The organism is Gottfriedia sp. NPDC056225, from assembly GCF_042267765.1.
GTDB lineage: Bacteria > Bacillota > Bacilli > Bacillales > Bacillaceae_G > Gottfriedia.
Map to the genome: position 1 here is coordinate 35,463 of NZ_JBHJTJ010000026.1, position 23,512 is coordinate 58,974.

Annotated in this window: 17 protein-coding genes and 1 riboswitch; of the genes, 14 read left to right on the forward strand and 3 right to left on the reverse strand. The window is 32.7% G+C overall.

Annotation, left to right across the window (positions count from 1 at the left end):
* Positions 1-217: 217 nt before the first annotated feature.
* A complete protein-coding gene (locus ACFCYN_RS16470) occupies positions 218-673 on the reverse strand; it encodes a hypothetical protein (RefSeq protein ID WP_375950388.1) in 456 nt (151 codons plus the stop codon).
* Between the two features lie 232 nt (positions 674-905).
* Here ACFCYN_RS16470 and ACFCYN_RS16475 point away from each other — a divergent pair, with 232 nt between their 5' ends.
* The 8 genes from ACFCYN_RS16475 (at position 906) to thrB (ending at position 13,002) form a co-directional block, all read left to right on the forward strand.
* Positions 906-1,193: a hypothetical protein gene (locus ACFCYN_RS16475; protein ID WP_098170429.1), complete on the forward strand. Its 288-nt coding sequence runs from the start codon at positions 906-908 to the stop codon at positions 1,191-1,193.
* A 14-nt stretch (positions 1,194-1,207) separates the two neighbouring features.
* Complete coding sequence (gene shc, locus ACFCYN_RS16480; RefSeq protein ID WP_375950389.1) at positions 1,208-3,073, forward strand: squalene--hopene cyclase; 1,866 nt, start codon at positions 1,208-1,210, stop codon at positions 3,071-3,073.
* 114 nt (positions 3,074-3,187) lie between these two features.
* A riboswitch (SAM riboswitch) is annotated at positions 3,188-3,291 on the forward strand.
* Positions 3,292-3,370: 79 nt separating this feature from the next.
* Complete coding sequence (locus ACFCYN_RS16485; RefSeq protein WP_375950391.1) at positions 3,371-5,197, forward strand: bifunctional homocysteine S-methyltransferase/methylenetetrahydrofolate reductase; 1,827 nt, start codon at positions 3,371-3,373, stop codon at positions 5,195-5,197.
* The gene (gene metH, locus ACFCYN_RS16490) at positions 5,194-8,571 is read left to right on the forward strand and encodes a methionine synthase (protein WP_375950393.1); all 3,378 of its coding nucleotides are present in this window, start codon (positions 5,194-5,196) and stop codon (positions 8,569-8,571) included. Before ACFCYN_RS16485 ends, metH begins: the two co-directional genes overlap by 4 nt.
* A 132-nt stretch (positions 8,572-8,703) precedes the next feature.
* Positions 8,704-9,609, forward strand: coding sequence for a homoserine O-acetyltransferase MetA (gene metA / locus ACFCYN_RS16495; protein WP_172444747.1), 906 nt, complete (start codon positions 8,704-8,706; stop codon positions 9,607-9,609).
* A 132-nt stretch (positions 9,610-9,741) separates the two neighbouring features.
* A complete protein-coding gene (locus ACFCYN_RS16500; protein ID WP_375950395.1) occupies positions 9,742-11,037 on the forward strand; it encodes a homoserine dehydrogenase in 1,296 nt (431 codons plus the stop codon).
* 1 nt (position 11,038) lies between these two features.
* A complete protein-coding gene (thrC, locus tag ACFCYN_RS16505; RefSeq protein ID WP_172444745.1) occupies positions 11,039-12,097 on the forward strand; it encodes a threonine synthase in 1,059 nt (352 codons plus the stop codon).
* Entirely contained in the window at positions 12,094-13,002 is a 909-nt protein-coding gene (gene thrB / locus ACFCYN_RS16510) for a homoserine kinase (protein WP_375950397.1), read from the forward strand. The genes thrC and thrB overlap by 4 nt, the downstream gene beginning before the upstream one ends.
* 484 nt (positions 13,003-13,486) lie before the next feature.
* Here thrB and ACFCYN_RS16515 read toward each other — a convergent pair whose 3' ends face one another.
* A complete protein-coding gene (locus tag ACFCYN_RS16515) occupies positions 13,487-13,624 on the reverse strand; it encodes a hypothetical protein (RefSeq protein WP_098120764.1) in 138 nt (45 codons plus the stop codon).
* Positions 13,625-13,760: 136 nt separating this feature from the next.
* Between ACFCYN_RS16515 and ACFCYN_RS16520 the strand changes: the two genes are divergently transcribed.
* A complete protein-coding gene (locus ACFCYN_RS16520; RefSeq protein ID WP_375950399.1) occupies positions 13,761-14,123 on the forward strand; it encodes a hypothetical protein in 363 nt (120 codons plus the stop codon).
* A 12-nt stretch (positions 14,124-14,135) separates the two neighbouring features.
* Here the strand turns inward: ACFCYN_RS16520 and ACFCYN_RS16525 are convergent, their stop codons facing one another.
* Entirely contained in the window at positions 14,136-14,702 is a 567-nt protein-coding gene (locus ACFCYN_RS16525) for a 3D domain-containing protein (protein WP_375950401.1), read from the reverse strand.
* Between the two features lie 628 nt (positions 14,703-15,330).
* On the opposite strand from ACFCYN_RS16525, the gene ACFCYN_RS16530 reads away from it, so the two are divergent.
* From ACFCYN_RS16530 to ACFCYN_RS16550, 5 genes are all read left to right on the forward strand, one after another.
* On the forward strand, positions 15,331-17,112 hold the full coding sequence (locus ACFCYN_RS16530) for a M3 family oligoendopeptidase (protein WP_375950403.1): 1,782 nt from the start codon (positions 15,331-15,333) through the stop codon (positions 17,110-17,112).
* A 141-nt stretch (positions 17,113-17,253) separates the two neighbouring features.
* Entirely contained in the window at positions 17,254-19,002 is a 1,749-nt protein-coding gene (locus ACFCYN_RS16535; protein ID WP_375950404.1) for an ABC transporter ATP-binding protein, read from the forward strand.
* Positions 18,983-20,809, forward strand: a complete 1,827-nt coding sequence (locus ACFCYN_RS16540; protein WP_375950406.1) for an ABC transporter ATP-binding protein — start codon at positions 18,983-18,985, stop codon at positions 20,807-20,809. The genes ACFCYN_RS16535 and ACFCYN_RS16540 overlap by 20 nt, the downstream gene beginning before the upstream one ends.
* Positions 20,810-20,820: 11 nt before the next feature.
* A complete protein-coding gene (locus ACFCYN_RS16545) occupies positions 20,821-21,468 on the forward strand; it encodes a nitroreductase family protein (RefSeq protein ID WP_172444738.1) in 648 nt (215 codons plus the stop codon).
* Positions 21,469-22,084: 616 nt separating this feature from the next.
* A complete protein-coding gene (locus tag ACFCYN_RS16550; RefSeq protein ID WP_375950408.1) occupies positions 22,085-23,473 on the forward strand; it encodes an APC family permease in 1,389 nt (462 codons plus the stop codon).
* Positions 23,474-23,512 lie beyond the last annotated feature (39 nt).

A 23,512-nucleotide genomic window follows, 5' to 3' on the forward strand; every position in this document is an offset into this window, starting at 1 on the left:
TCAACGAAGAATGGTAATATATCAACGAGAATTCGTATTTTATCAACGAAGAATAGCGATATATCAACGAAGTTCACAACTTTATCAATATAGTTCACTTTTTGTTCGCATTTTTTAATAATAGAGTGAGTCATCCACTTTTTAAAAACTTTCAATAACTTGTCCACATTTAAAAAAGATACATGACTCATAGACTAGAACGTGAATGGTTATTGGATTATTCAGTTAATTCCGTTCTATTAAGTCTATTTAATCTTGGTAATTGGAATTGTTCAGCGTTTTCTTCGTCAACTTGTGCGCCTTCGTTGTGTTCAGAATCTGTTCTGATTTTACTTTCTTTTATTTTACTGTCTCTGATCTTAATTCCTTGTTGTCCACCTAATTCATCGTTATCTTTTCCAGCAATACCACTTCTGCCATTTCCATCTGCAAATTGTGATTTCGTATTTGCAGTATGGCTGTTGTTTTTAGCATTTTGACCGCCTTGGTTTGCGTTCATACCAACATTTCTATTAATCTGACCGCCACCTTCTGCTCTTTGTTCAACTTGGATGCGGTTCTCTTTAATTTCAATATTGATAAAGTTGAAGTTGATTGAGTCATTTGAACTACTTGCTATTAATTCTTGAATTTCATCTTTTAAAGCTTTGAAATCTTCAAAATCTGCTGCCATATTGTAAAGCCCCTTTCTTATTTATACTTTCACTATATTCATATTTAGTAGATTCTGATTAGACTTTTAATAGTTTAATGAAATTTTACAGAAAAATGGTAAAAATGCGCAATTAATCTAATGGGACTAATCTTCATAATTGTAGAATTATTTTTTTTGAAACATAACTAATCACATCGAATATTCATTATTTCATATTTAAATCATAGATTAGTAATGGAGTGTGATATAGTTGAAACATTTCTTAATTAAAATTTTAAAATCATTTATTGGCACGATTGTCCTTGACTTATTTTTACTTACATTTTGTTTAGTAATGGGTAGTATTTTTCAAGTTTTGCATTCGTTTACTTGGTTTGGATTTCAAATTATTGTTTTACCATTTAGCATCCTGGCTTTTGTAATTTCGATTGTTTATTTTAGTAAAAAAGAGGAAGAAGATGTACCGGAACTTGTAGAAGAAATAAATAGTGAGCATTCATCAAGAATGGAAAAATATCATCAGCCAGAAAATAATTGAACTGAGGTGGTTTAATGGACCTCGAAAATATTGTTATTCAAAATATTGAAGAGCGGATCAAACGTTTGAGAAATAGACAAGAAGAAAATGGTTCATGGGAATTTGTGTTTGAAGGAGCTTTATTAACAGATAGCTTTATGATTTTACTTATGAAGGATCTAGGTTACGAAAACAATCAGTTAATTGAAGGAATTATTGATCGTATTATCAATCTTCAACATCCGAATGGGGCGTGGAAATTATATGAGGATGAAAAAAATGGCAATATAACTGCAACCGTACAAGCTTACATAGCTTTATTAGTCTCAAAAAAGTATACAAAAGACCATTCGAGTATGAAGAAAGCTGAAAAATTCATTCGAGAAAATGGTGGAATAAAAAAAACACATTTTATGCTTAAAATGATTCTTGCCATTCACGGTTTAATTGACTATCCAAAGTTGTTTTACTTTCCAATGAGCTATTTTTTATTACCTGATAAAATGCCATTAAGTTTATTTGATTTAAGTAATTATGCTAGGGTTCATTTAGTGCCTATGATTCTATGTATTAATAAACGGTTTAAAGTGAAATTAAAAGATGATCTAAATATTGATAATCTTTTAGAAGACAGTGAAATGGAATGGTTTAACGAAGAGCGGGGGACATTTTATCAATTTATTCTTGAAGAAGGGAAGAAGCTTGCTTCCTATCCTTTATATTTTCATCAAAAAGGCTATGAAAAGGCTGAACGATTTATTTTAGATCGGATTGAAACAAATGGAACCTTTTATAGCTATGCTAGTTCTACATTTTATATGGTTTATGCTTTGATGGCTTTAGGATATGAAGTTTCATCTTCCGTCATTCAAAATGCACTACAAGGACTCCTTTCATATGCGACGAATACAGATGCTGGACTTCATATTCAAAATTCACCATCAAAAGTTTGGGATACTGCTTTATTGTCATATGCAATTCAAGAAGCTGGTTATTCAAGTAATGAACCCAGTGTTTCAAAGTCTATTCATTACTTAATTTCTAAACAACAAGATTTGATTGGTGACTGGTCAGTACACGCTAAAAATTTAAGCCCTGGTGGCTGGGGATTTTCTGATGTGAATTCATTTATACCAGATAATGATGATACGGGTGCCGTTTTGAGGGCACTATCAAGAAGTGCAATGTATCAACCAAACTTTCAAGAAAGTTGGTTAAAAGGCGTTCATTTTTTACTTGGATTGCAAAATGGCGATGGTGGTTGGGGAGCATTCGAAAAAAACGTAACGAATAAGTGGCTAACTCTTTTACCGATTGAAAATGCAAAAGATGCGATTATTGATCCTTCTACTCCTGATTTAACAGGGCGTATATTGGAGTTTATTGGCAACTATACATCAATTTCTAATGATGACCCAATTGTTAAAAAAGCAGCTGATTGGTTGTTTAAAAACCAGAAATCAAATGGTAGTTGGTATGGTAGATGGGGAATTTGTTATTTATATGGTACGTGGGCAGCAATTACTGGTTTAAGAGCTGTGGGGGTTTCTAAAAATCATGAAGCAATTAAAAAAGCTGAGAAATGGTTAGTTTCGATTCAAAATGTGGACGGAGGTTGGGGAGAATCAGGATTTTCAACGGTTAAAGGTTCTTATATTCCATTAAAGTATAGTACACCTAGTCAAACTGGCTGGGCAATTGATGCCTTACTGACAATTCGAAATAAAGATGATGAAGTGATTAAAAGAGGGATTAACTATTTAGTTTCTCAAAATGAAATTTCTAATAAGGCGCTATCATATCCTACAGGACTTGGACTACCAGGTCAATTTTATATTAATTATCATAGCTATAATGAAATCTACCCTTTACTAGCGTTAGCACACTTTAAAAATAGTTAAATAATAAAATTATGTAAAGTGAATAAATTTATTTTTGGAAATTTTTCAATAAATGGCTTTCTTTTATCATATAAATATAGTAAACTTACTTCATTGAATAAAAAAACTAAATAATCCTTATCGAGAGTGGTGGAGGGACTGGCCCTTTGAAACCCGGCAACTTTAGCTTATGCTAAAAAGTGCTAAATCCAGCATGTTTAAAACATGAGAGATAAGGCGTAAATTAAACGTTAACGTCATTCTTTCATTTTTTGAGAGAATGGCGTTTTTTATTTTATATAAACAGGAAGTGATGAAATGGGCTTGTTGGAAAAGTTAAGTAGTGGAATTGTTTTAGGTGATGGTGCAATGGGTACACTTTTGTATTCAGGAGGGCTACACAGTTGCTTTGAAGAACTCAATATTACTGAACGGGATCGAATCATTCATATTCATGAACAATATATAGATGCTGGTGCAGAAGTTATTCAAACAAATTCGTACGGTGCAAATGCTGGAAAGCTAAGACAATATGGGTTAGAGAAGTTGGTAAAACAAATCAACCAAATGGCTGTAAGAAATGCTAGAGCTGCTTCGAAGGGAAGAGCCTTAGTTATTGGTGGTATTGGTGGAATGAAATATGTTGGATCTACGTTTACAACTCCTTTAGAACGGGAAATGATGTTGCTTGAGCAAGCTTCAGCACTTCTAGAAGAAGGCGTAGATGGAATCATGCTTGAAACATTTTACGATGAAAATGAATTATACGATGCTGTAAATCTACTAAGAGGAAGAACGGATTTACCAATTATTTCTCAAGTAACACTACAAGAAATTGGGATTATGCAAAGTGGCCAATATATCGAGAAAATACTTCCTAGATTAGTTGATTTGGGGGCGGATGTAGTCGGTATCAATTGTCATTTAGGACCACTACATATGTTAGAATCGCTAAATACAGTATCATTACCAACAAATGGTTACTTATCTGCATTTCCAAATTCAGGCTTACCATTGTATGCAGAAGGGAAATACGAATACAAATCGAATCCAGAATATTTTGAAGATATGGCTAAACCATTTATCGAACAAGGTGTAAGACTAATTGGTGGGTGCTGTGGTACTACACCGGCACATATTGCGGCTTTACGAAAAAAGATTGATACTTTACAACCCGTTACAAAAAAAGAAGTGAAGAGCAGAACGATTAAAATTACAATCCCAAAGCAAGTAGAGCAAAAGGATGAGACTTTGCCAGAAAAAGCAAAACAAAAAACGACGATTATCGCTGAACTTGATCCTCCGAAAACTTTACAAACGAGAAAGTTTTTTGAAGGAGCAAAGGCGTTACATTCTGCAGGAGCTGATGCGATTACGTTAGCAGATAATCCACTAGCTTCACCGAGAATCTCGAATGTGGCAATGGCTTCTCTGTTACAGCGATTAGACGTTCCAGTCTTAACGCATTTGACTTGTCGTGATCGCAATATGATTGGACTTCAATCTCACTTAATGGGGTTATCGACTTTAGGTTTAAATGAAATTCTTGCGATTACAGGAGACCCAGCAAGAGTCGGAGATTTTCCTGGTGCAACTTCAGTTTATGATGTGGCATCACTTGATCTTATTCGAATGATTAAAGAAATGAATGAAGGCAGACTTTATTCAGGTAAAAGCTTAGGAAATGGAACGAGATTTTCAGTTGCCGCTGCTTTTAACCCAAATATTCGAAAATTTGATGCGGCGATCAAAAGACTTGAAAAAAAGGTTGAAGCAGGAGCGGATTATTTCTTAACTCAGCCTATATATGATTTTGAAACAATTGATAAGTTATACGAAGCGACACGTCATATAAAGCAACCAATTTTTATTGGCGTTATGCCATTAGTTAGTAAGAGAAATGCAGACTTTATTCATTATGAAGTTCCTGGAATTACTTTATCAGATGAAGTACGGAACCGAATTTCATCAGTTGAACCAGAAAAGGCAATCGATGAAGGGAAGAAAATTGCAAAAGAACTTATTAATTATGCAAAAGATAAATTTAATGGCATTTATTTAATTACACCATTTTTGAAGTATGAAATAACAGAAGACTTAATTCATTTTACTAAAAGCAGCAATAAAGAGGGGATACAACTATGAAACAATTAGATATAGCTTTAAAAGAGAAAATATTACTTCTTGATGGTGCAATGGGAACGATGATTCAGCAACGTGATTTAACTGCAGATGATTTTGGTGGGGAAGATTATGAAGGCTGTAATGAATATTTAGTTTTAACTAGACCAGATGTTATTCAAGAGATTCATGAGGAGTATATAAACGCAGGATCTGACATTATCGAAACGAATACTTTTGGGGCAACAAATATTGTTTTATCTGATTATAATTTACAGCATTTAGATATTGAATTGAATGAAATAGCAGCAAAAATTGCAAAGCAAGCAGTTGTAGCATCTGGTAAAGATGTTTTTGTAGCAGGTGCGATGGGGCCTACAACAAAAGCAATTAGTGTTACAGGTGGCGTAACATTTAATGAACTAATTACCGCATACAATCGTCAAGCTACTGGATTAATTAATGGTGGCGTAGATGTTTTACTAGTTGAAACTTGTCAAGATATGCGAAATGTTAAAGCTGCTTGCATTGGAATTAGTAATGCCTTTACAGAATTAAATATAAAGTTACCAGTTATGATCTCAGGAACAATCGAACCGATGGGGACGACTTTAGCAGGTCAAACGATTGATGCTTTTTATTTAGCAATTGAGCATATTTCTCCGATTTCAGTTGGATTAAACTGTGCAACAGGACCTGAGTTTATGAGGGATCATGTACGCTCATTATCGGATCTTTCTGAGACATATGTTTCTTGTTATCCAAATGCTGGCTTACCAGATGAAGATGGACATTATCATGAATCTCCTGAATCATTAGCGAAAAAAGTACTTGATTTTGCTGAGCAAGGTTGGATTAATATTATTGGTGGTTGTTGTGGTACGACTCCTGAGCATATTAGAGCAATGAAAGAGGCAGTATCTGGAATTAGCCCTCGTCAGCCTAAAAAAAGATTGGACCACGCAGTTAGTGGATTAGAGTCACTTCAATATGACGATAGTATGAGACCGCTATTTGTAGGTGAAAGAACAAACGTAATCGGATCCCGCAAATTTAAAAAATTAATAGCCGACGGAAAATTTGAGGAAGCTTCAGAAATCGCTAGAGCTCAAGTGAAAAAAGGTGCGCATGTAATCGACGTATGTATGGCCGATCCAGACCGTGAAGAAGTTGAAGACATGGAGAACTTCGTAAAGCAATTAGTTAATAAAGTGAAAGTACCAATCATGATTGATTCTACTGATGAAAATGTAATTGAATTAGCACTTACTTATATTCAAGGGAAAGCGATCATTAATTCAATCAATCTTGAAGATGGGGAAGAGCGATTTGAGAAAATCTTACCATTCATCCATAAATATGGTGCTGCCGTAGTAGTTGGAACGATTGATGAAGACGGAATGGCTGTATCAGCTGAACGAAAATTAGAAATTGCAAAAAGAAGTTATCAATTATTAACAGAAAAATATAAAATTCGTGCTACTGACATCATCTTTGATCCATTAGTTTTTCCTGTCGGAACAGGTGATACTCAATATATTGGATCTGCAAAAGCAACAATTGATGGCATTAAATTAATAAAAGATGAATTTCCAGAGTGTTTAACGATTTTAGGCTTAAGTAATATTTCGTTTGGTTTACCAAATACTGGTCGCGAAGTGTTAAATGCAGTTTTCTTATACCATTCAACAAAGGCGGGTCTAGATTACGCAATCGTAAATACTGAGAAACTAGAACGATTTGCTTCTATCCCAGCAAAAGAACGTGAGCTTGCTGAGGAATTATTATTCCATACTTCACAAGAAACATTAGATAAGTTTGTAGAGCATTTTAGAAATTCAGTAAAAAAAGAAGAAAAACCTAAAGAACAGCTTCCAATTGAAGAAAGATTAGCAGCATGTGTGATTGAAGGCTCGAAACAAGGGCTAATAGAAGACTTACAAACTTGTATCGATCGTGGAGACATACCTTTAAATATTATAAATGGTCCTCTTATGACAGGTATGGATGAAGTTGGAAGACTTTTCAATAATAATGAACTAATTGTTGCTGAAGTATTGCAAAGCGCAGAAGTCATGAAAGCATCTGTAACCTTTTTAGAACAATTTATGGAGAAAACTGAGAGCTCTCGAAAAGGAAAAGTCATATTGGCGACAGTAAAAGGTGATGTTCATGATATTGGTAAGAACTTAGTTGATATTATTTTAACGAATAATGGATTTGATGTTGTAAATTTAGGCATTAATATTCGTCCAGACGATTTAATTACAAAAATTCGTGAAAATAAACCAGACATTATCGGACTATCAGGCTTACTAGTAAAATCAGCACAACAAATGGTAATTACTGCTGGTGATTTAAAAAATGCCGGGATTGATACACCAATTTTAGTAGGTGGAGCAGCATTAACTAGAAAGTTTACAGAAAATCGCATTCAGCCAATATATGACGGGCTAGTTGCTTATTCAAATGATGCGATGACGGGTTTAGATTTAGCGAATAAAATTGTTAATCCGAATGAATTACAAGTGCTACAAGATAAGAAAAAAGCAATAAAAAAAGTTGATAACGTCATCGAATTGCCCGTTCCTGAAATTAATACTACTAGATCTGCAATTCAAAAGTCAGATTGTCTAGTACCTGCTTCATTAACTAAAACTGTCTTAAAGAATATACCAGTAGCTCAAGTGGCACCTTTTATTAATTATCAAATGTTAATCGGGCATCATTTGGGTGTAAAGGGTAAATGGGAAAACCAAGAGCGAGGTCAAGAATTATACGAGTTAGTTCAAGAATTCTTAAAAGACGGAAATGAATATTTTGATTGCCAAGTTATCTATCATTTTTTCCCAGCTCAAAGTGATGGAAATGATGTTATTATCTATGACCATGAAACTCTTAAACCGATTGAACGCTTTCAATTTCCTAGACAAAGAAAGGAACCTAATCTATGTATTAGCGACTTCTTAAATCCAGTTGGTGAAGAAATGGATTATGTCGGATTCTTTTCAGTAACTTCAGGTCCACGAGTTAGAAATATTGCTGAAAGATTGAAAGAAGAAGGGGAATATTTAAAGAGTCATGTACTTTTCTCACTAGCGTTAGAATTAGCAGAAGGTTTAGCTGAAAAAACTCACATGTTAATGAGAGAAAAATGGGGATTCCCAGATCAACCAGATTTTACAATGTCTGAACGATTTAAAGCTAAATACCAAGGCGTCAGGGTATCATTTGGTTATCCAGCGTGTCCAAATCTCGAGGACCAAGAAAAACTATTTAAGTTAATTAACCCAAACGATATTGGAATTAAATTGACAGAAGGGTTCATGATGCTTCCTGAAGCATCTGTAACTGCAATGGTATTCTCGCATAAAGATGGAAGATATTTTTCAGTTTAAAAAGAAAGAATAATTATTCATTGTTATCAATAAAACTAAATTTTAGTTTTTAAAAATTAATAAGGTAGTAGTAATTAATTAATTTATCATTCTACTGCCTTTTTTCTAAGAAGAAAGAGGAGTGGAATTAAAATGCCAGTAATTATCAACAAAGATCTACCTGCTACGGAAATATTAACGAATGAAAACGTTTTTTATATGACGAAAGAACGAGCGGAGACTCAAGATATTCGACCGCTTCAAATAGGTATTTTAAACTTAATGCCTACTAAAATTGAAACTGAAACGCAAATATTACGTTTAATTGCAAACTCTCCATTACAAGTGGATATTGATTTAATTGGTACTGAATCATACAAGCCTAAAAATGTGTCTGAAGAACATGTTTCCAACTTTTATAAAACAATTTCACAAATTCAAGATACAAAATATGATGGCTTTATTATAACGGGTGCTCCAGTAGAAACATTAGAGTTTGAGGAAGTTGAATATTGGTCAGAGTTAAAAGAGATTATGGAATTCACAAAAGAAAATGTAACGTCTACACTTCATATTTGTTGGGGGGCACAAGCTGGACTTTTCCATCATTATGGTGTTCCTAAATATCCATTAACTAAAAAAATGTTCGGTGTTTTTCCTCATACAGTAGAGGATCGATTTGTAAACCTAGTTCGTGGATTTGATGATGAGTACTATGTACCACATTCGAGACATACTGAAGTTCGAAAAGAAGATATTGAAAGTGTAGGAGAATTAAAGATTTTAAGTTTATCTGAAGATGCAGGCGTCCATCTTGTTATGAGTGAGGACGGAAAACAGATTTTTGCGACAGGACATCATGAATATTGTATTGATACGTTAAAATCTGAATACGAAAGAGATGTACAAAGAGGTGTGGAAATTGATATACCAAAAAACTATTTCAAAAATGATAACCCAGAAAAGTCACCGATTGTACGCTGGAGAAGTCATGGAAATCTATTATTTTCGAATTGGTTAAATTACTATGTTTACCAAGAAACCCCTTACAATTTATGATTTTATCATTTTAGGTTCATAATTTTGTAATATTTTAAATAATAATAATTGGAAAATTTAAAAAAATGTTTGCTATTTCCATAAACTATTCCCATAATGGAAATTATATCAAATTTTAACGGAGGAGATCATATGAAGGACTGTATTTCAATTGGCCTATTAGGACTTGGAACTGTTGGAAGTGGTGTTGTAAAAATTGTTGAAGATCATCAAGACAGACTAGCTCATCAAATCGGTTGTTCTGTAAAAGTAAAAAAGGTTTTAGTAAAAGACCTTGAAAAGGAGCGTTCTGTTTCGATTCAGAAGGATTTACTAACAACAGAAGCATACGAAATATTAGATGATGCTGAAATAGATGTTGTAGTAGAGGTAATGGGTGGAATTGATGATGCAAGACATTATATACTACATGCTCTTCGAAATAAAAAACATGTCGTAACAGCAAATAAAGATTTAATGGCATTATATGGTACAGAATTACTCCGTGTAGCAAATGAAAATAAATGCGATTTATTCTACGAAGCTAGCGTTGCTGGTGGAATACCGATTATTCGTAGTTTAGTAGATGGTTTAGCATCTGATCGTGTGAACAAGCTGATGGGAATTGTCAATGGAACGACAAATTTCATCCTTACAAAGATGAGCAATGAAGGAAAAGCTTATGAAGATGTCTTAAAAGAAGCACAAGAGTTAGGATTTGCTGAAGCAGACCCAACATCTGATGTTGAAGGATTAGATGCTGCTAGAAAAATGACGATTTTAGCAAAATTAGGATTCTCAATGGATGTTGAACTTGAAGACGTTCAAGTACGTGGGATCAGTTCAGTTTCTTCTGAGGACATAGATTACGCTAAATACTTTGGATATACAATGAAATTAATCGGCTATGCAAAAAGAAATAATAATCGTATTGAAGTTAGTGTTGGACCGACTTTAATTGCGCACAATCATCCATTAGCATCTGTTAGCAATGAATTTAATGCAGTATATGTTTATGGTGAAGCTGTAGGTGAAACGATGTTTTATGGACCAGGTGCAGGCAGTTTACCAACAGCAACTGCAATCGTGTCTGACTTAGTTGCAGTGATGAAAAATATGCGTTTAGGTGTAAACGGAACAAGTGCTATTTTACCTCAGTATCCAAAAGAATTAAAAGAAGATGATGAAATTTATTTCAAGTCATTCTTCCGATTTACTGTAAAAGATCAATTAGGATCGTTTGCGAAAATTACTTCCCTATTTACAGAGTCAGATATTAGTTTTGAGAAAATTATTCAAGTTCCTTTAAAGCATAAAGGGCTAGCTGAAATTATCTTAGTAACTCACAATGCCTCATACTCGTCTTATAAAAAAGTAACTGAAAGTTTAGAAACATCTGATGTAGTCGATGAAGTTCGTAGCTATTATCGAATTGCAGGTGAAGATTGAGATGTATAAGGGATTAATTGAAAAATACTCAACGTACTTACCTATTAATGAAGAAACACCACAATTAACGTTAAATGAAGGGAATACTCCTTTACTTTATTTATCGCGTTTGTCACAGGAGTGGGGTATCGAATTATATGTGAAACTAGAAGGTTTAAATCCAACTGGTTCATTTAAAGATCGTGGTATGGTTATGGCAGTTGCTAAAGCTAAAGAAGAGGGCAGTACAGCAATTATTTGTGCATCGACGGGAAATACTTCTGCTGCGGCTGCCGCTTACGCAGCAAGAGCTGGTATGAAATGTTTCGTGATTATTCCAAACGGAAAAATTGCATACGGCAAACTCGCGCAGGCTGTAATGTATGGCGCACATATCATAAGTATTGATGGAAATTTTGATCACGCGCTTCAAATGGTAAGAAAAATTAGTGAATCTGAACCAATTACGTTAGTAAATTCAGTTAATCCATATCGAATTGAAGGCCAGAAAACAGCTGCTTTTGAAATATGTGAACAATTGGAGGAAGCACCTGAAATACTAGCAATCCCGGTTGGTAATGCTGGAAATATTACAGCTTATTGGAAAGGGTTTAATGAATATCATTTAAAACATGGTATTAAATTACCTAAAATGCATGGTTTCCAAGCAGCGGGTGCGGCTCCGATTGTAAATAATAAAAAGATTGAAAATCCAGAAACAATTGCAACGGCTATTCGAATCGGAAATCCTGCAAGCTGGGAATATGCAGTAAATGCCATTCAGGAATCAAATGGTGCAATCGATAGTGTAACAGATGACGAAATTTTACAAGCTTATAAATGGATCGCATCAAAAGAGGGAGTATTTGCAGAACCAGGTTCATGTGCAAGTATTGCCGGAGTCTACAAACAAGTTCAGTCTGGTGTAATTAAAAAAGGCACTAAAATAGTAGCCATTTTAACAGGCAATGGATTAAAAGATCCTGATATCGCAATTGAGTCAAGTAAGATCGAACCCATTTTATTACCAAATGAAGAAAAGATTGTATTAGAACATTTACAAGGTGTGGTTTCTATATGAAAAAGCTTTTCCAAATAACCGTTCCTGCAAGCACTGCAAATGTAGGGCCAGGATTTGATTCAATTGGTATTGCATTTAATCGGTATTTAACAATTGAAGTATTCGAAAATGATAAATACAGTTGCGAGGGATTTAGTGATTATTTGAAAAATATACCGCTAGATCAGACAAATTTAATCTTTCAAACAGCTATTGAAGTTGCCAAAGCAAATAACAAAACATTGCCAACTTGTCATCTAAAACTTGAAAGTGATATTCCGCTTACAAGAGGTTTAGGAAGTAGTGCTTCTGCAATAGTCGGAGGCATTATATTAGCAAATGAGCTTTGCCATTTAAATTTATCATTAGAAGAACAACTACAAATAGCAACCGCATTAGAAGGTCATATGGACAATGTTGGTGCCTCACTTTATGGTGGGCTAGTTATAGGGACTTATATCGACGGAAAAGCTTATATTCAACAATCAACTTTAAATAAAGTATCAGTAGTAGCAATAATCCCTACATACGAACTAGAAACGATTCATGCAAGAAATATTTTGCCCGCAACAATTCCGTATAAGGATGCTATTCTATCTAGTAGTTTTAGCAATCTATTGATTACAGCACTACTAAAGGAAGACTGGAAATTAGCAGGCGATATGATGAAAAGAGACTTATTTCATGAACCATATCGCAGCAAAATCGTAAACGAATTAGATACTTTAAAGAAACTGAAATTACCTGAATTTGTACACGGTTTTGTGCTTAGCGGTGCTGGTCCTACTGTACTAGCTTTTGTTTCCATAGAAAGTTGCTCAGTTGCCACTACATATTTCAAAAACTTATTTCCAAATTGTGAAGTAAGTGAGATTAAAATTGAAAATGAGGGTGCAAAAGTTAAACACTCAATTCACTCTAATTAGAAGAAAACCACTCAATTCTTTTTGAAGATTGAGTGGTACTTTTTTGTACAGATAGAATGTTTAAATTCGTGGAACTAATAAGACTAAAACTGCAAATAAATAAGTGCGAGTAAAAAAGGTAAAAGTGCAAATAAAATGACTAAAACTTCAAATGAAAATAGCAAAACTGCAATTAAAATTCTCCAAACTGCAATTAAATTCAGTAAAACTGTAAATAAGTCATTTAATCATGAATAAATTAAGCGGAAATCGTAAGTAATAACAAAAAATGAGTAGTGTCAGACAGTTCAAAGAAAAAAATTACTTTTTTACGGAGTGTTGAAATATAAAATAGTAAATTATTAACATGTTACTAAGCGAGAGTCCTGGAGTGGAAATCAACATCATCCAGCTTTCTTTACTTTGAAAAAAATCTTGAGAATACCATCTCAATTATAGTTGAGACTAAAATTGATCAAGCTTCAACGTAACAATAACGTTAAGTTTATCTATTTCTTTTTTCTTTCATATATTTCTCTGCAAGCAATTGCTTAACTTGATTATAAGTTAACCCAGAATCTGCATTTTTTCTCTTTACTTCAGTAATATCAGTACCTGTTATTGTAAATCGTTTATCTTTCATTTGTTTTCATCTCCAAAATAAAATATTTAATAATATTGTTTATTAGTTAAATGGAAAATATGCTCTTAAAGAACTACAAATTAGTATCCAAGAAATGTTAAAATAAATGGTAATAAAAAGGGTAGGAGAAAAAACAATGCATGAAATCGTATTTGGACTAGTAGGTTTTGTTTTTCGGATATTGTCATGGCTCGTTACTGAAGTAATCGTTTACTTTTTTATCGAATATTTGCCACAAAAGTTTTTTGGCTATTCTTTTTATGAGAAAGAAACTGAATTAATTCAAGAGAGAATTGAAGTATTGAAGGAAGAAAAGTGGTTTAAACCATATGAAGTTTATTTACTTGAAATATCACAAAGAAAAAGTATTCAAAAGTTAATTTTACAAGCAAATATGCTTGAAATATTATCAAGAGAAGAAAAAAGAATTGAATTTTTAAATGAATTAGATGGTCGATTATTTGATTTAAATTCAAATCGAAAAACGAGCCTCAATTAAGGCTCGTTTATTTTATTTCTTATAAACTTTTACAGTAACTGTTTTAACTCCCCATTTTAGGGCATTATTCTTATTTGGGATAAATACATCAATTTTATTACCTTTTAGTGATCCGCCAGTATCACCAGCAATAGCATAACCATAGCCTTCTACGTATACTTTAGATCCTAAAGGAATAACTTTTGGGTCAACCGAGATAACTTTTACTTTAGGATTCTTTTTTAAATCTATTCCAGTAGCTGTTTTTCCACTACATCCTTTACAGCTACCAGTGTAAGCAGTAGCTTTCATTTTAATTACTTTGTATGGAGTAGCAGATTTAGCTGTTGTTTTTTTAGTTGTTTTTTTAGTTGTTTTTTTCTTAGTTGTAGGTTTAATTTGTAATACTTGATTTACTTTAATAAGATCTGATTTTAAATGATTCCAAACTTTAATTTGAGAAACTGTTACCTTTTGCTTTTTTGCAATTGCAGATAAAGTATCTCCAGATTTTACTTTGTAAGTAGCTGCATATGTATTTGTCGTGATTCCCATTGTTAGAACAACAGTAGTAACAAAACATGTTATTAGTTTTTTCATATTTCTCTCTCCTGTCGATTTCTATGTGTCTACTTTACCATGGAAATATGACAGTAAGATTTCAGTAACTTTATTTTATGTTACAAATATATTACCTTTTTTTATAATATTCTATCAATTCTATCTATTTACTACAGTTAAATTCGACAGAAAATGCTCATGAAACCAGTAATAGTAAGGGGTGCAGGCTTAAGTACTTCGCTCCATTTTGTGTAATTTTGTCATATTAAGCGGCTGATAATGCCTTAAATTAATTGGATTAATAGTGTTTTTTATTAATAAAATCGTTATTTTTATCGATAAACTATTGTTAAGGAAGCAAAAAAGAGCACTTTTATTAACGTTCAATTAAAACAATTGTAACAATTAGTGGAGTTTTGTAATATTTGACGATCATTTTCGTCTAAAGTTTATTAAATTTCATTTCTATTTTTTCTATATTTATGGACATAAAAAATTAATATTAAAACGGAAGTTTATTAAAAAAAATGCATAAAATGTTTGATTGAACATTATTTCATCAAGCTTGTGTCCCAAATCATTTTGGTAAAAAGTAGTATGATTAGACTAAATATTTCGAATAATGTATAATAACTAATGTACTTAACAAACCAAAAGGTGGGGTCGTATGTCAACGAATACATATTCACTTACGTGGGATTTAGATGTTTTCTTTAAAGGAGGAAGTGAGTCTCCTGAATTTGCAACATACATAATAGAAGTAACTAGTTTAGTAGAAAGATTAGAGAGACAAGTTTCAATGTTTACTGCTCCAAAAAGCTGTGATGGTATTGAGGAATTAAATGCTATCATTAGTAATATTGAAATAATAGGAAAGAAACTATCTCAAGCTAGTGCATTTGTAGGTTGCCTACAAGCTCAAAACATGGCTGATCAAAAAGCTAATTTATTAAGAGGTACATTAACTCAGTTACATGCAAAATTCTCTACCTCTTTAACAAAATTTCATAGTGAATTAACTAAAATAGAAGATTCTGTTTGGAATACTATTTTAGAAAGCGATGAGTTTAAAGAGATTTCGTTTGTATTAAATGAGCGACGTCAAAAATCAAGCGAATTATTATCTGTCGATCAAGAAGCATTAATTACAGCACTTTCTGTTGATGGCTATCACGGATGGGGTCAAATGTATGACACTGTTGTAGGAAAAATGCAAATTGAACACGATGATAAAATTCTATCAGTTGGTCAAGCATCAAATCTATTTTCTTCTAAAGACCGAAATGTTCGAAAAGAGATTTTTGAGAAATGGGAAGAAACGTGGGGAAATGAGTCAGATTACTTCGCAAAAATATTAAATCATCTTGCTGGTTTCCGTTTGAGCGTATATGGACAACGTGGATGGAATAATGTATTAAAAGAACCGTTATCAATTAATCGTATGAGCCAAGAGACACTTGATTCAATGTGGGGAGCAATAATTGACAATAAAGCTCCGTTTGTTGAATATCTACAAAGAAAAGCTAAATTATTAGGCGTTGAGAAATTAAGCTGGTATGATTTAGATGCACCTGTTGCAGATACTGACTCTGCAATTTCATATTCTGAAGGTGCAGAATTTATCTTAGACCAGTTCAAGCAATTTGGAGACGAATTAACAGATTTTACTAAGATGGCATTTGAAGATTCTTGGATTGAAGCAGAAGATCGCCCAGGTAAACGTCCTGGTGGATTCTGCACAGGATTTTCTGAGAGTGGTCAATCTCGAATTTTTATGACATATTCAGGAACACCATCGAATGTTTCAACATTAGCTCATGAATTAGGGCATGCTTTCCATTCTTTTGCGATGAAGGATGTTCATACACTTAATAAACATTACGCAATGAATGTTGCTGAAACAGCTTCAACTTTTGCAGAAATGATTGTTGCAGATGCAGCCGTTAAAAATGCGAATTCAGATGACGAACGTCTTGCTCTTTTAGAAGACAAAATCCAACGAAGTGTTGCATTTTATATGAATATTCATGCTCGCTTCTTATTTGAAACTCGTTTTTATGAAGAGCGTAAAAATGGTGTTGTAAGTAAAAATCGAATAAATGAACTAATGGAAGAAGCTCAAAAAGAGGCATATTGTGGCGCATTGGATGAGTATCATCCACATTTCTGGTCATCAAAATTACATTTCTATATTACGGGTGTACCGTTCTATAACTTCCCATACACATTTGGATACTTATTCTCTTTAGGTATTTATGCAAAAGCGTTGGAAGAAGGAAAATCTTATGAACAGAAATATATTGCACTATTAAAAGATACTGCTTCAATGACAGTAGAAGAATTAGCTCAAAAACATTTAGGTGTTGATTTAACAAAACGTGATTTCTGGGAGAAAGCTGTAAAACTATCTCTTAAAGACGTTGAAGAATTTTTATCGATCACTGAATGATAGCTTTTTATGAAGAGGACTCGTTTAAATACGAGTTCTTTTCCTGTTTTATGTACTTTTATTAAGATTTTTGTAGATTTATTAAAAAGAGATAAGAAAATATGGAGGGGTTTTTTAATCATTACCTCTTTAGTCAGGGGAGTGACTAAATTGAATAGTTTTAAGTTTTTAAAACCATACAAAATTACAATTTTTGCAGCAATCGTTTTTTTATTTTTGGAGTTAGTTGTTGAATTATTTCAACCTTATATTTTATCGAATATCATCAACAACGGGATTGTCCAAAAAGACATGTCTTATGTTACTAAATGGGGAATAGTCATGATTGTGTTATCAATCGTAGCCTTCATCGGTGGTGTATTAAATACTTTCTATGCTACTCATATAGCACAGAGCTACTCTTTTAAATTACGTAAGACGCTTTTTGAGAAAGTACAATCATTTTCATTTACGACTTTCAGTTATTTACCTACTTCGTCAATTATTACTCGTCTTACAAATGACGTTTCACAATTACAAAGTGCGGTATTTATGAGTTTAAGGATCATTTTAAGAGCACCACTAATCGTAGTTGGTAGTGTTGTTATGGCTTTAATTTTGGATTGGAAACTATCATTAGTAATTTCATTAATTTTGCCGTTCTTATTTATCTTTCTAAACTGGATGGTAAAAAAAGGTAGAAGACTATTTAAAAATGTTCAAGATAATGTAGATGTTGTAAATAGCGTCCTTAGAGAAAATTTAGTTGGAATGAAATTAATTAAAGCATTCGTAAGAAATAACTATGAAAATAAACGTTTTCAACATATAAATCAAAATTTAAAACAAAAAACATCAGTTGCATTAAGAACGATGGAAATAACGATGCCGGTTATGCTTCTGTTTATGAATGCATGTATTTTAATTGTATTATGGTTTGGTAATAGTAAAGTACATTCACATGAAACAAATATTGGAAATATCGTTGCAATCGTGAATTATATTTCTCGTATAACTTCATCTTTTTCGGTTTTCTCTTTTATTATTAGTGCGTTTTCAAGAATGAGAGCCTCATCAGAACGAATCGATGAAATTTTAACGATTGAAGAAGACTTTGTAGAAAAGAATGAAGGAAACAAAATCGAAAATCGTTTAGAAGGTAAAATTCAATTTCATCAAGTTTCTTTCAGTTATCCAAATGATGAAACGAGTGTTTTAAAAAATATCTCATTTGTTGCTTATCCAGAGCAAACAATTGCTATATTAGGTTCAACAGGATCCGGGAAAACATCATTATTTCAATTAATCCCTCGTTTATATGATGTTAACTCTGGTACTATTTTAATTGATGATCAAGATAGTAGAAAAATAAATAGTAAGCAGTTAAGAGGACAAATAGGGTATGTACCTCAAGAAGCATTGTTATTTACTGGGACGATTAAAGAGAATTTATTAATGGGTAGAGAGACTGCAACAGATGAAGAAGTTTATTCAGCTGCAATGCATGCTCAAATTCATGATACAATTTTGTCTTTCCCAAATGGATATGAGAGTTTAATCGGGCAAAAAGGTGTAAATCTTTCAGGCGGTCAAAAACAAAGACTTGCAATTGCAAGGGCAATTATTAGAAAGCCAAGTATTTTATTACTCGACGATAGCACAAGCGCATTAGATTTAAAAACTGAAGCTAGTTTACTCGAAGCTTTAAAAGAATACCAATGTACAACTTTAATTATTACTCAAAAAATTAGCACGGCTAAAAAGGCAGATAAAATTTTAATTATTGACGAAGGTGAACTAGTAGAAGAAGGAACTCATGAATCTTTATTAAAAAGTTCCAAACTTTATAAAGCAATTTACTATTCACAATACGGAAAGGAGGAAATTCAAAATGTTAAAGGAGCTAACTAAACCTTTCCGATATAAACAATTAGCACTCACCAAAAATAAGAAACAAAAGGAACGTGCAAATAACGTTTCATCAACAGTCAAAAGAATTTGGAATTATTTAGCGCTAATGAAGGGAAAACTAGTTGTCGTACTTTTTTTAGTTTTAGCAAGTGCTGGTCTTGGATTATTAGGACCTGTATTAGTTGGATATTCAATCGACCATTATATTTTAAAAAATAATTTAAGTGGTTTATCTTGGCTAATTCTTGCTTTAGTGTTCATCTATGTAGGTTATTCTGCATCATTATTTTTACAAAATTTTTGGATGATTGATATTGCTCAAAATACAGTAACTAAAATGAGAACAGAATTATTTAATATGTTTCACAAGTTGCCGATGTCATTTTTTGAAAAGAGACAACATGGTGAATTAATGAGTCGTGTAACGAATGATTTAGAAAATGTAAGCTCAACATTGAATACATCAGTTATTCAAGTATTTTCAAGTGTGTTAACTTTAGTTGGTACCGTTTCAGTTATGCTTTGGTATAGTCCAATCTTAACTTTATTGACATTATCAATTGTACCGGTATTAATTATCGGGATTAGATGGATTACAAATCGTACAGGTCAGCTTTATAAAATCCAACAGCGAAATTTAGGGGAGTTAAATGGTTTTATAGAAGAAACAGTATCTGGGCAAAGAATTATTAAAACTTTTTCACAAGAAGATAAAATGATTCGAGATTTTTTAAATAAAAATGAAAAACTGAAAAACTCTGGATTTTGGGCATTTATTTTCGCCGGAATGATTCCAAAGTTCATGAACGTTTTAAATAATGTAAGCTTTGCGATTATTGCAGGTATTGGTGGATACTTTGCGTATAAAGGTCATATTTCAATCGGTACAATTGTTGTATTTACGGAGTATTCAAGACAATTTACACGCCCGCTAAATGATTTATCAAATCAATTTAATACATTACTTTCAGCTATAGCTGGGGCAGAACGAGTTTTTTCAATTATTGATGAAGATATTGAAGCAATCGACGAATCTCACATCGTAAATGATCAAAAAGTAATTTTAGGTGAAGTTGAATATAAAAATGTTGGTTTCTCATACGGCAAAGATTCAAATACTTTATCAAATGTTTCATTCAAAGCGTCACCAGGTGAGACTGTAGCATTAATTGGACCTACAGGAGCGGGTAAAACAACAGTAGTAAATTTACTTTCACGCTTTTATCAAATCAATAGTGGTGATATACTCATAGATGGTGTAAGTATTGATCAATATTCTAGAAAAAACTTAAGACAACAAATGGCATTTGTTTTACAAGATTCATTTTTATTTAAAGGAACTATTCGAGAAAATATACGATATGGTCGTTTAGATGCAACAGATGAAGAAGTAGAAGAAGCGGCTAAACTAGCTAATGCACATAGTTTTATTATGAAATCTCCGACAGGATATGATACAATTTTACAACAAGATGATCAGCAAATTAGTCAAGGTCAAAAGCAACTTCTCTCAATTGCTAGAGCAATTCTAGCAAATCCAGCAATTTTAATTTTAGATGAAGCAACTAGCAGCATCGATACAATCACAGAAATTAAAATTCAAGAAGCTTTACAAAGACTAATGCAAGGCCGAACAAGCTTTGTTATTGCGCATCGACTAAATACAATTAAAAATGCTAATCAAATACTTGTTTTGAAAAATGGAATGTGTATTGAGAGAGGTTCGCATGAAGAATTAATCGATAAACAAGGCTTTTACTATGAATTAGTAAAACATCAAGGGATGAATGAAGAGCATATACAATAAAGGGTGGAAGCATGGATTACAATTCGTTTAAAGAAATTATTCACGGAAGAAGAAGTATTCGAAAATTTACTGATCAAGCAGTTTCAAATGAAGTGATTGAAGAAATCATCGACTGCGCACGTTATGCTCCAAGTGATACAAACTCACAAACTTGGGAATTTATCATTATTAAAAACACAGACAAAATTAAAAAAATTGAAGAAATGACATGGGATTCATTACATGAAGTTGCTGAAAAAGCTAAAGAAAAAGGTTTAGAAAAAGAAGGGAAATTATTAGTTCGTTCTTTTGGACCATACGCAACAGCATTTAGAGAAGCACCTGTCTTAATCATTTGTTTAGCAACACCTTACGAATCAAAATTCAGAACAAAAATCTTTGATCCAATCGGATTTGTCGAAAATGAAGTTTGGAAAGAAGAAGGAATTAAAAGTAGCTGTCTAGCATCACAAAACTTAATGTTAGCAGCACATGCACTAGGATTAGGAACTTGCCCAATGACAGGTCCAGTCCTACTAGCTCAAGATAAACTAAGAACATACCTAGATATACAAGAAAACCGTGAAATCAACATGGTAATCTCACTTGGCTATCCATCTGAGCCAGCAAAAAAACTTGCACGTAAGGATGTAGCAGAAATTATCCGCTACGTTGACTAATTAATGATAAACCCACAAGGGAAATACATTTCCTTGTGGGTTTTTTTGTTGTTTTTTCGTCAATTTGAAGAAGAAGAGGGTGGGGAATAACGAAATATTAACGAGAATTAGCGATTAACAGTATGAAATTAGGAAATATTAAAGAGAATTCGTGAAGAATAATGTGAAATTATGAATATATCAACGGGAACTAGTGATATATCAACCTGTTTTAATACTTTATCAACGACTTTCAGTAATATATCAACGAAGTTCACAACTTTATCAATATAGTTCACTTAGTGTTCGTGGTTTTTAAAAGCGTCTCCTTTGTCAGGTAGCTGCATTAAATATGGTCGAGCGTCTTATGAATAAAAGTGAGGAAATATGAATAAAAACAAGCGATTTATGCGCGAATTCCGCTACTTTATGCACGAAGTTCACAACTTTATGATAAAAGTACATAATTTGTTCTTATTTCATGACCGTACTTCCACATTAAATAATGCAATTTTACTTCTATTCCAAAAATTATACTAGTATAAAATAACGTTTGAATTTATATAAGTATATCTGTATAATTACTCAAGTGACTAAAAAGTAGAAGATTTTTTATATTGAAAGGTGTAGTATCATCATGGATTCATCAAAAAAATTAGGTGTAATGGGTTTATCATTTTTAAGTATTAATGCAATTTTAGGATTACGTAATATTGCTTTTGCTTCAACAATCGGTCCATCAGCATTATTTTATTGGATTGTTGCAGCGTTAATATATTTTATTCCAATTGGATTAATTGTAGCTGAATTATCTACTACCTATCCTAATCAAGGCGGCATGGGCGTTTGGGTTCGAAAAGCATTTGGGGAGAAAGCTTCATTTTTATGCTCTTGGTTTTTCTGGATTGCTAATTTTACGTATTATCCATCGCTTTTATTAACAACAACTATTGCTATTGCATATGGAATTAACCAGCCACAAATGGCTAGTCATCCGATGAAAACGGCAATTATTTCTAGTGTGATATTTTGGATTGTTACTTTATTAACATTAAAAGGCACAAAAATGAGTGGAAGGCTTGCATCAATTGGCGCACCACTTGGCGTATTAGTGCCAGCAATTTTAATCTTTGGTTTTGGATTTTATAGTATGTTTAGTGGCGAGCCAAGTGCAACACACTTTACTCATAGTACAATCATGCCAAACAATTTATCGTTTGGAACAATTATGTTTTTATCGACATTAATGTTTGGTTTTTCAGGCGCAGAAATGCTTGGAACAATTGCAGGGAATGTAAGAAATCCTCAAAAAACATTTCCAAGGGCAATTTTTATAACTTCAATCATTATTGCAGCAGTATATATCCTTGCAACAGTAGCATTTCAATTTGTTATTACAATTTCATCTGATCAAACAGCGACAGCACTTTACTTGTTTGCAGATAAAATAACATCTCAATTCGGATTGAATTTTTCACTTTCACAAATTTTAGGAATCTGCTTTCTATTAGCATTTGTTGGATCTCTGTCATTTTTAATTTTGAATCCAAGTGTAATGATTGCTGAAAGTGCAAAGGATGTACTACCTAAAAATATACTAAAAGAAAATAAAGATGGAATGCCATCAATTTTAGTTTTAGGTCAAGCGGGTGCGGTTACTTTAATTTTAATTCTTTCAGCTTTTGTACCAAGTGTGTCTAAAGCATTGAATATGTTGATTTTAATGTCGACATTAGCGTTTTTTATCCCTTATGTATTTTTAATTAGTGCATATATTAAACTTCGCATGACTGACAAAGAAATTGAAAGACCATTTAAAATTAAAAAAACTTCAGTTGCAATATTTGTTGCGGTAGTAGGGATGATCTCAGTAGTTGGTACAATCGGATTAACACTAATTCCTGCACCAGATACAACTTTATTAGAGTATTTACCAATTGTACTAGGGCCGATTTTATTCGGATGTATCGGATTTATACTATATGCTAACGGAACAAAAGGTAAGAAAGACCGAATGAAAAACTAATAAAAAACACCTAAATTATTTAAAAAATAATTTAGGTGT

Coding starts and splice junctions, on each gene's coding strand:
- ACFCYN_RS16470 (WP_375950388.1), bottom strand. CDS start 673: ATGGCAGCAGATTTTGAAGATTTCAAAGCTTTAAAAGATGAAATTCAA.
- shc (WP_375950389.1), top strand. CDS start 1,208: ATGGACCTCGAAAATATTGTTATTCAAAATATTGAAGAGCGGATCAAA.
- ACFCYN_RS16485 (WP_375950391.1), top strand. CDS start 3,371: ATGGGCTTGTTGGAAAAGTTAAGTAGTGGAATTGTTTTAGGTGATGGT.
- metH (WP_375950393.1), top strand. CDS start 5,194: ATGAAACAATTAGATATAGCTTTAAAAGAGAAAATATTACTTCTTGAT.
- metA (WP_172444747.1), top strand. CDS start 8,704: ATGCCAGTAATTATCAACAAAGATCTACCTGCTACGGAAATATTAACG.
- ACFCYN_RS16500 (WP_375950395.1), top strand. CDS start 9,742: ATGAAGGACTGTATTTCAATTGGCCTATTAGGACTTGGAACTGTTGGA.
- thrC (WP_172444745.1), top strand. CDS start 11,039: ATGTATAAGGGATTAATTGAAAAATACTCAACGTACTTACCTATTAAT.
- thrB (WP_375950397.1), top strand. CDS start 12,094: ATGAAAAAGCTTTTCCAAATAACCGTTCCTGCAAGCACTGCAAATGTA.
- ACFCYN_RS16515 (WP_098120764.1), bottom strand. CDS start 13,624: ATGAAAGATAAACGATTTACAATAACAGGTACTGATATTACTGAAGTA.
- ACFCYN_RS16520 (WP_375950399.1), top strand. CDS start 13,761: ATGCATGAAATCGTATTTGGACTAGTAGGTTTTGTTTTTCGGATATTG.
- ACFCYN_RS16525 (WP_375950401.1), bottom strand. CDS start 14,702: ATGAAAAAACTAATAACATGTTTTGTTACTACTGTTGTTCTAACAATG.
- ACFCYN_RS16530 (WP_375950403.1), top strand. CDS start 15,331: ATGTCAACGAATACATATTCACTTACGTGGGATTTAGATGTTTTCTTT.
- ACFCYN_RS16540 (WP_375950406.1), top strand. CDS start 18,983: ATGTTAAAGGAGCTAACTAAACCTTTCCGATATAAACAATTAGCACTC.
- ACFCYN_RS16545 (WP_172444738.1), top strand. CDS start 20,821: ATGGATTACAATTCGTTTAAAGAAATTATTCACGGAAGAAGAAGTATT.
- ACFCYN_RS16550 (WP_375950408.1), top strand. CDS start 22,085: ATGGATTCATCAAAAAAATTAGGTGTAATGGGTTTATCATTTTTAAGT.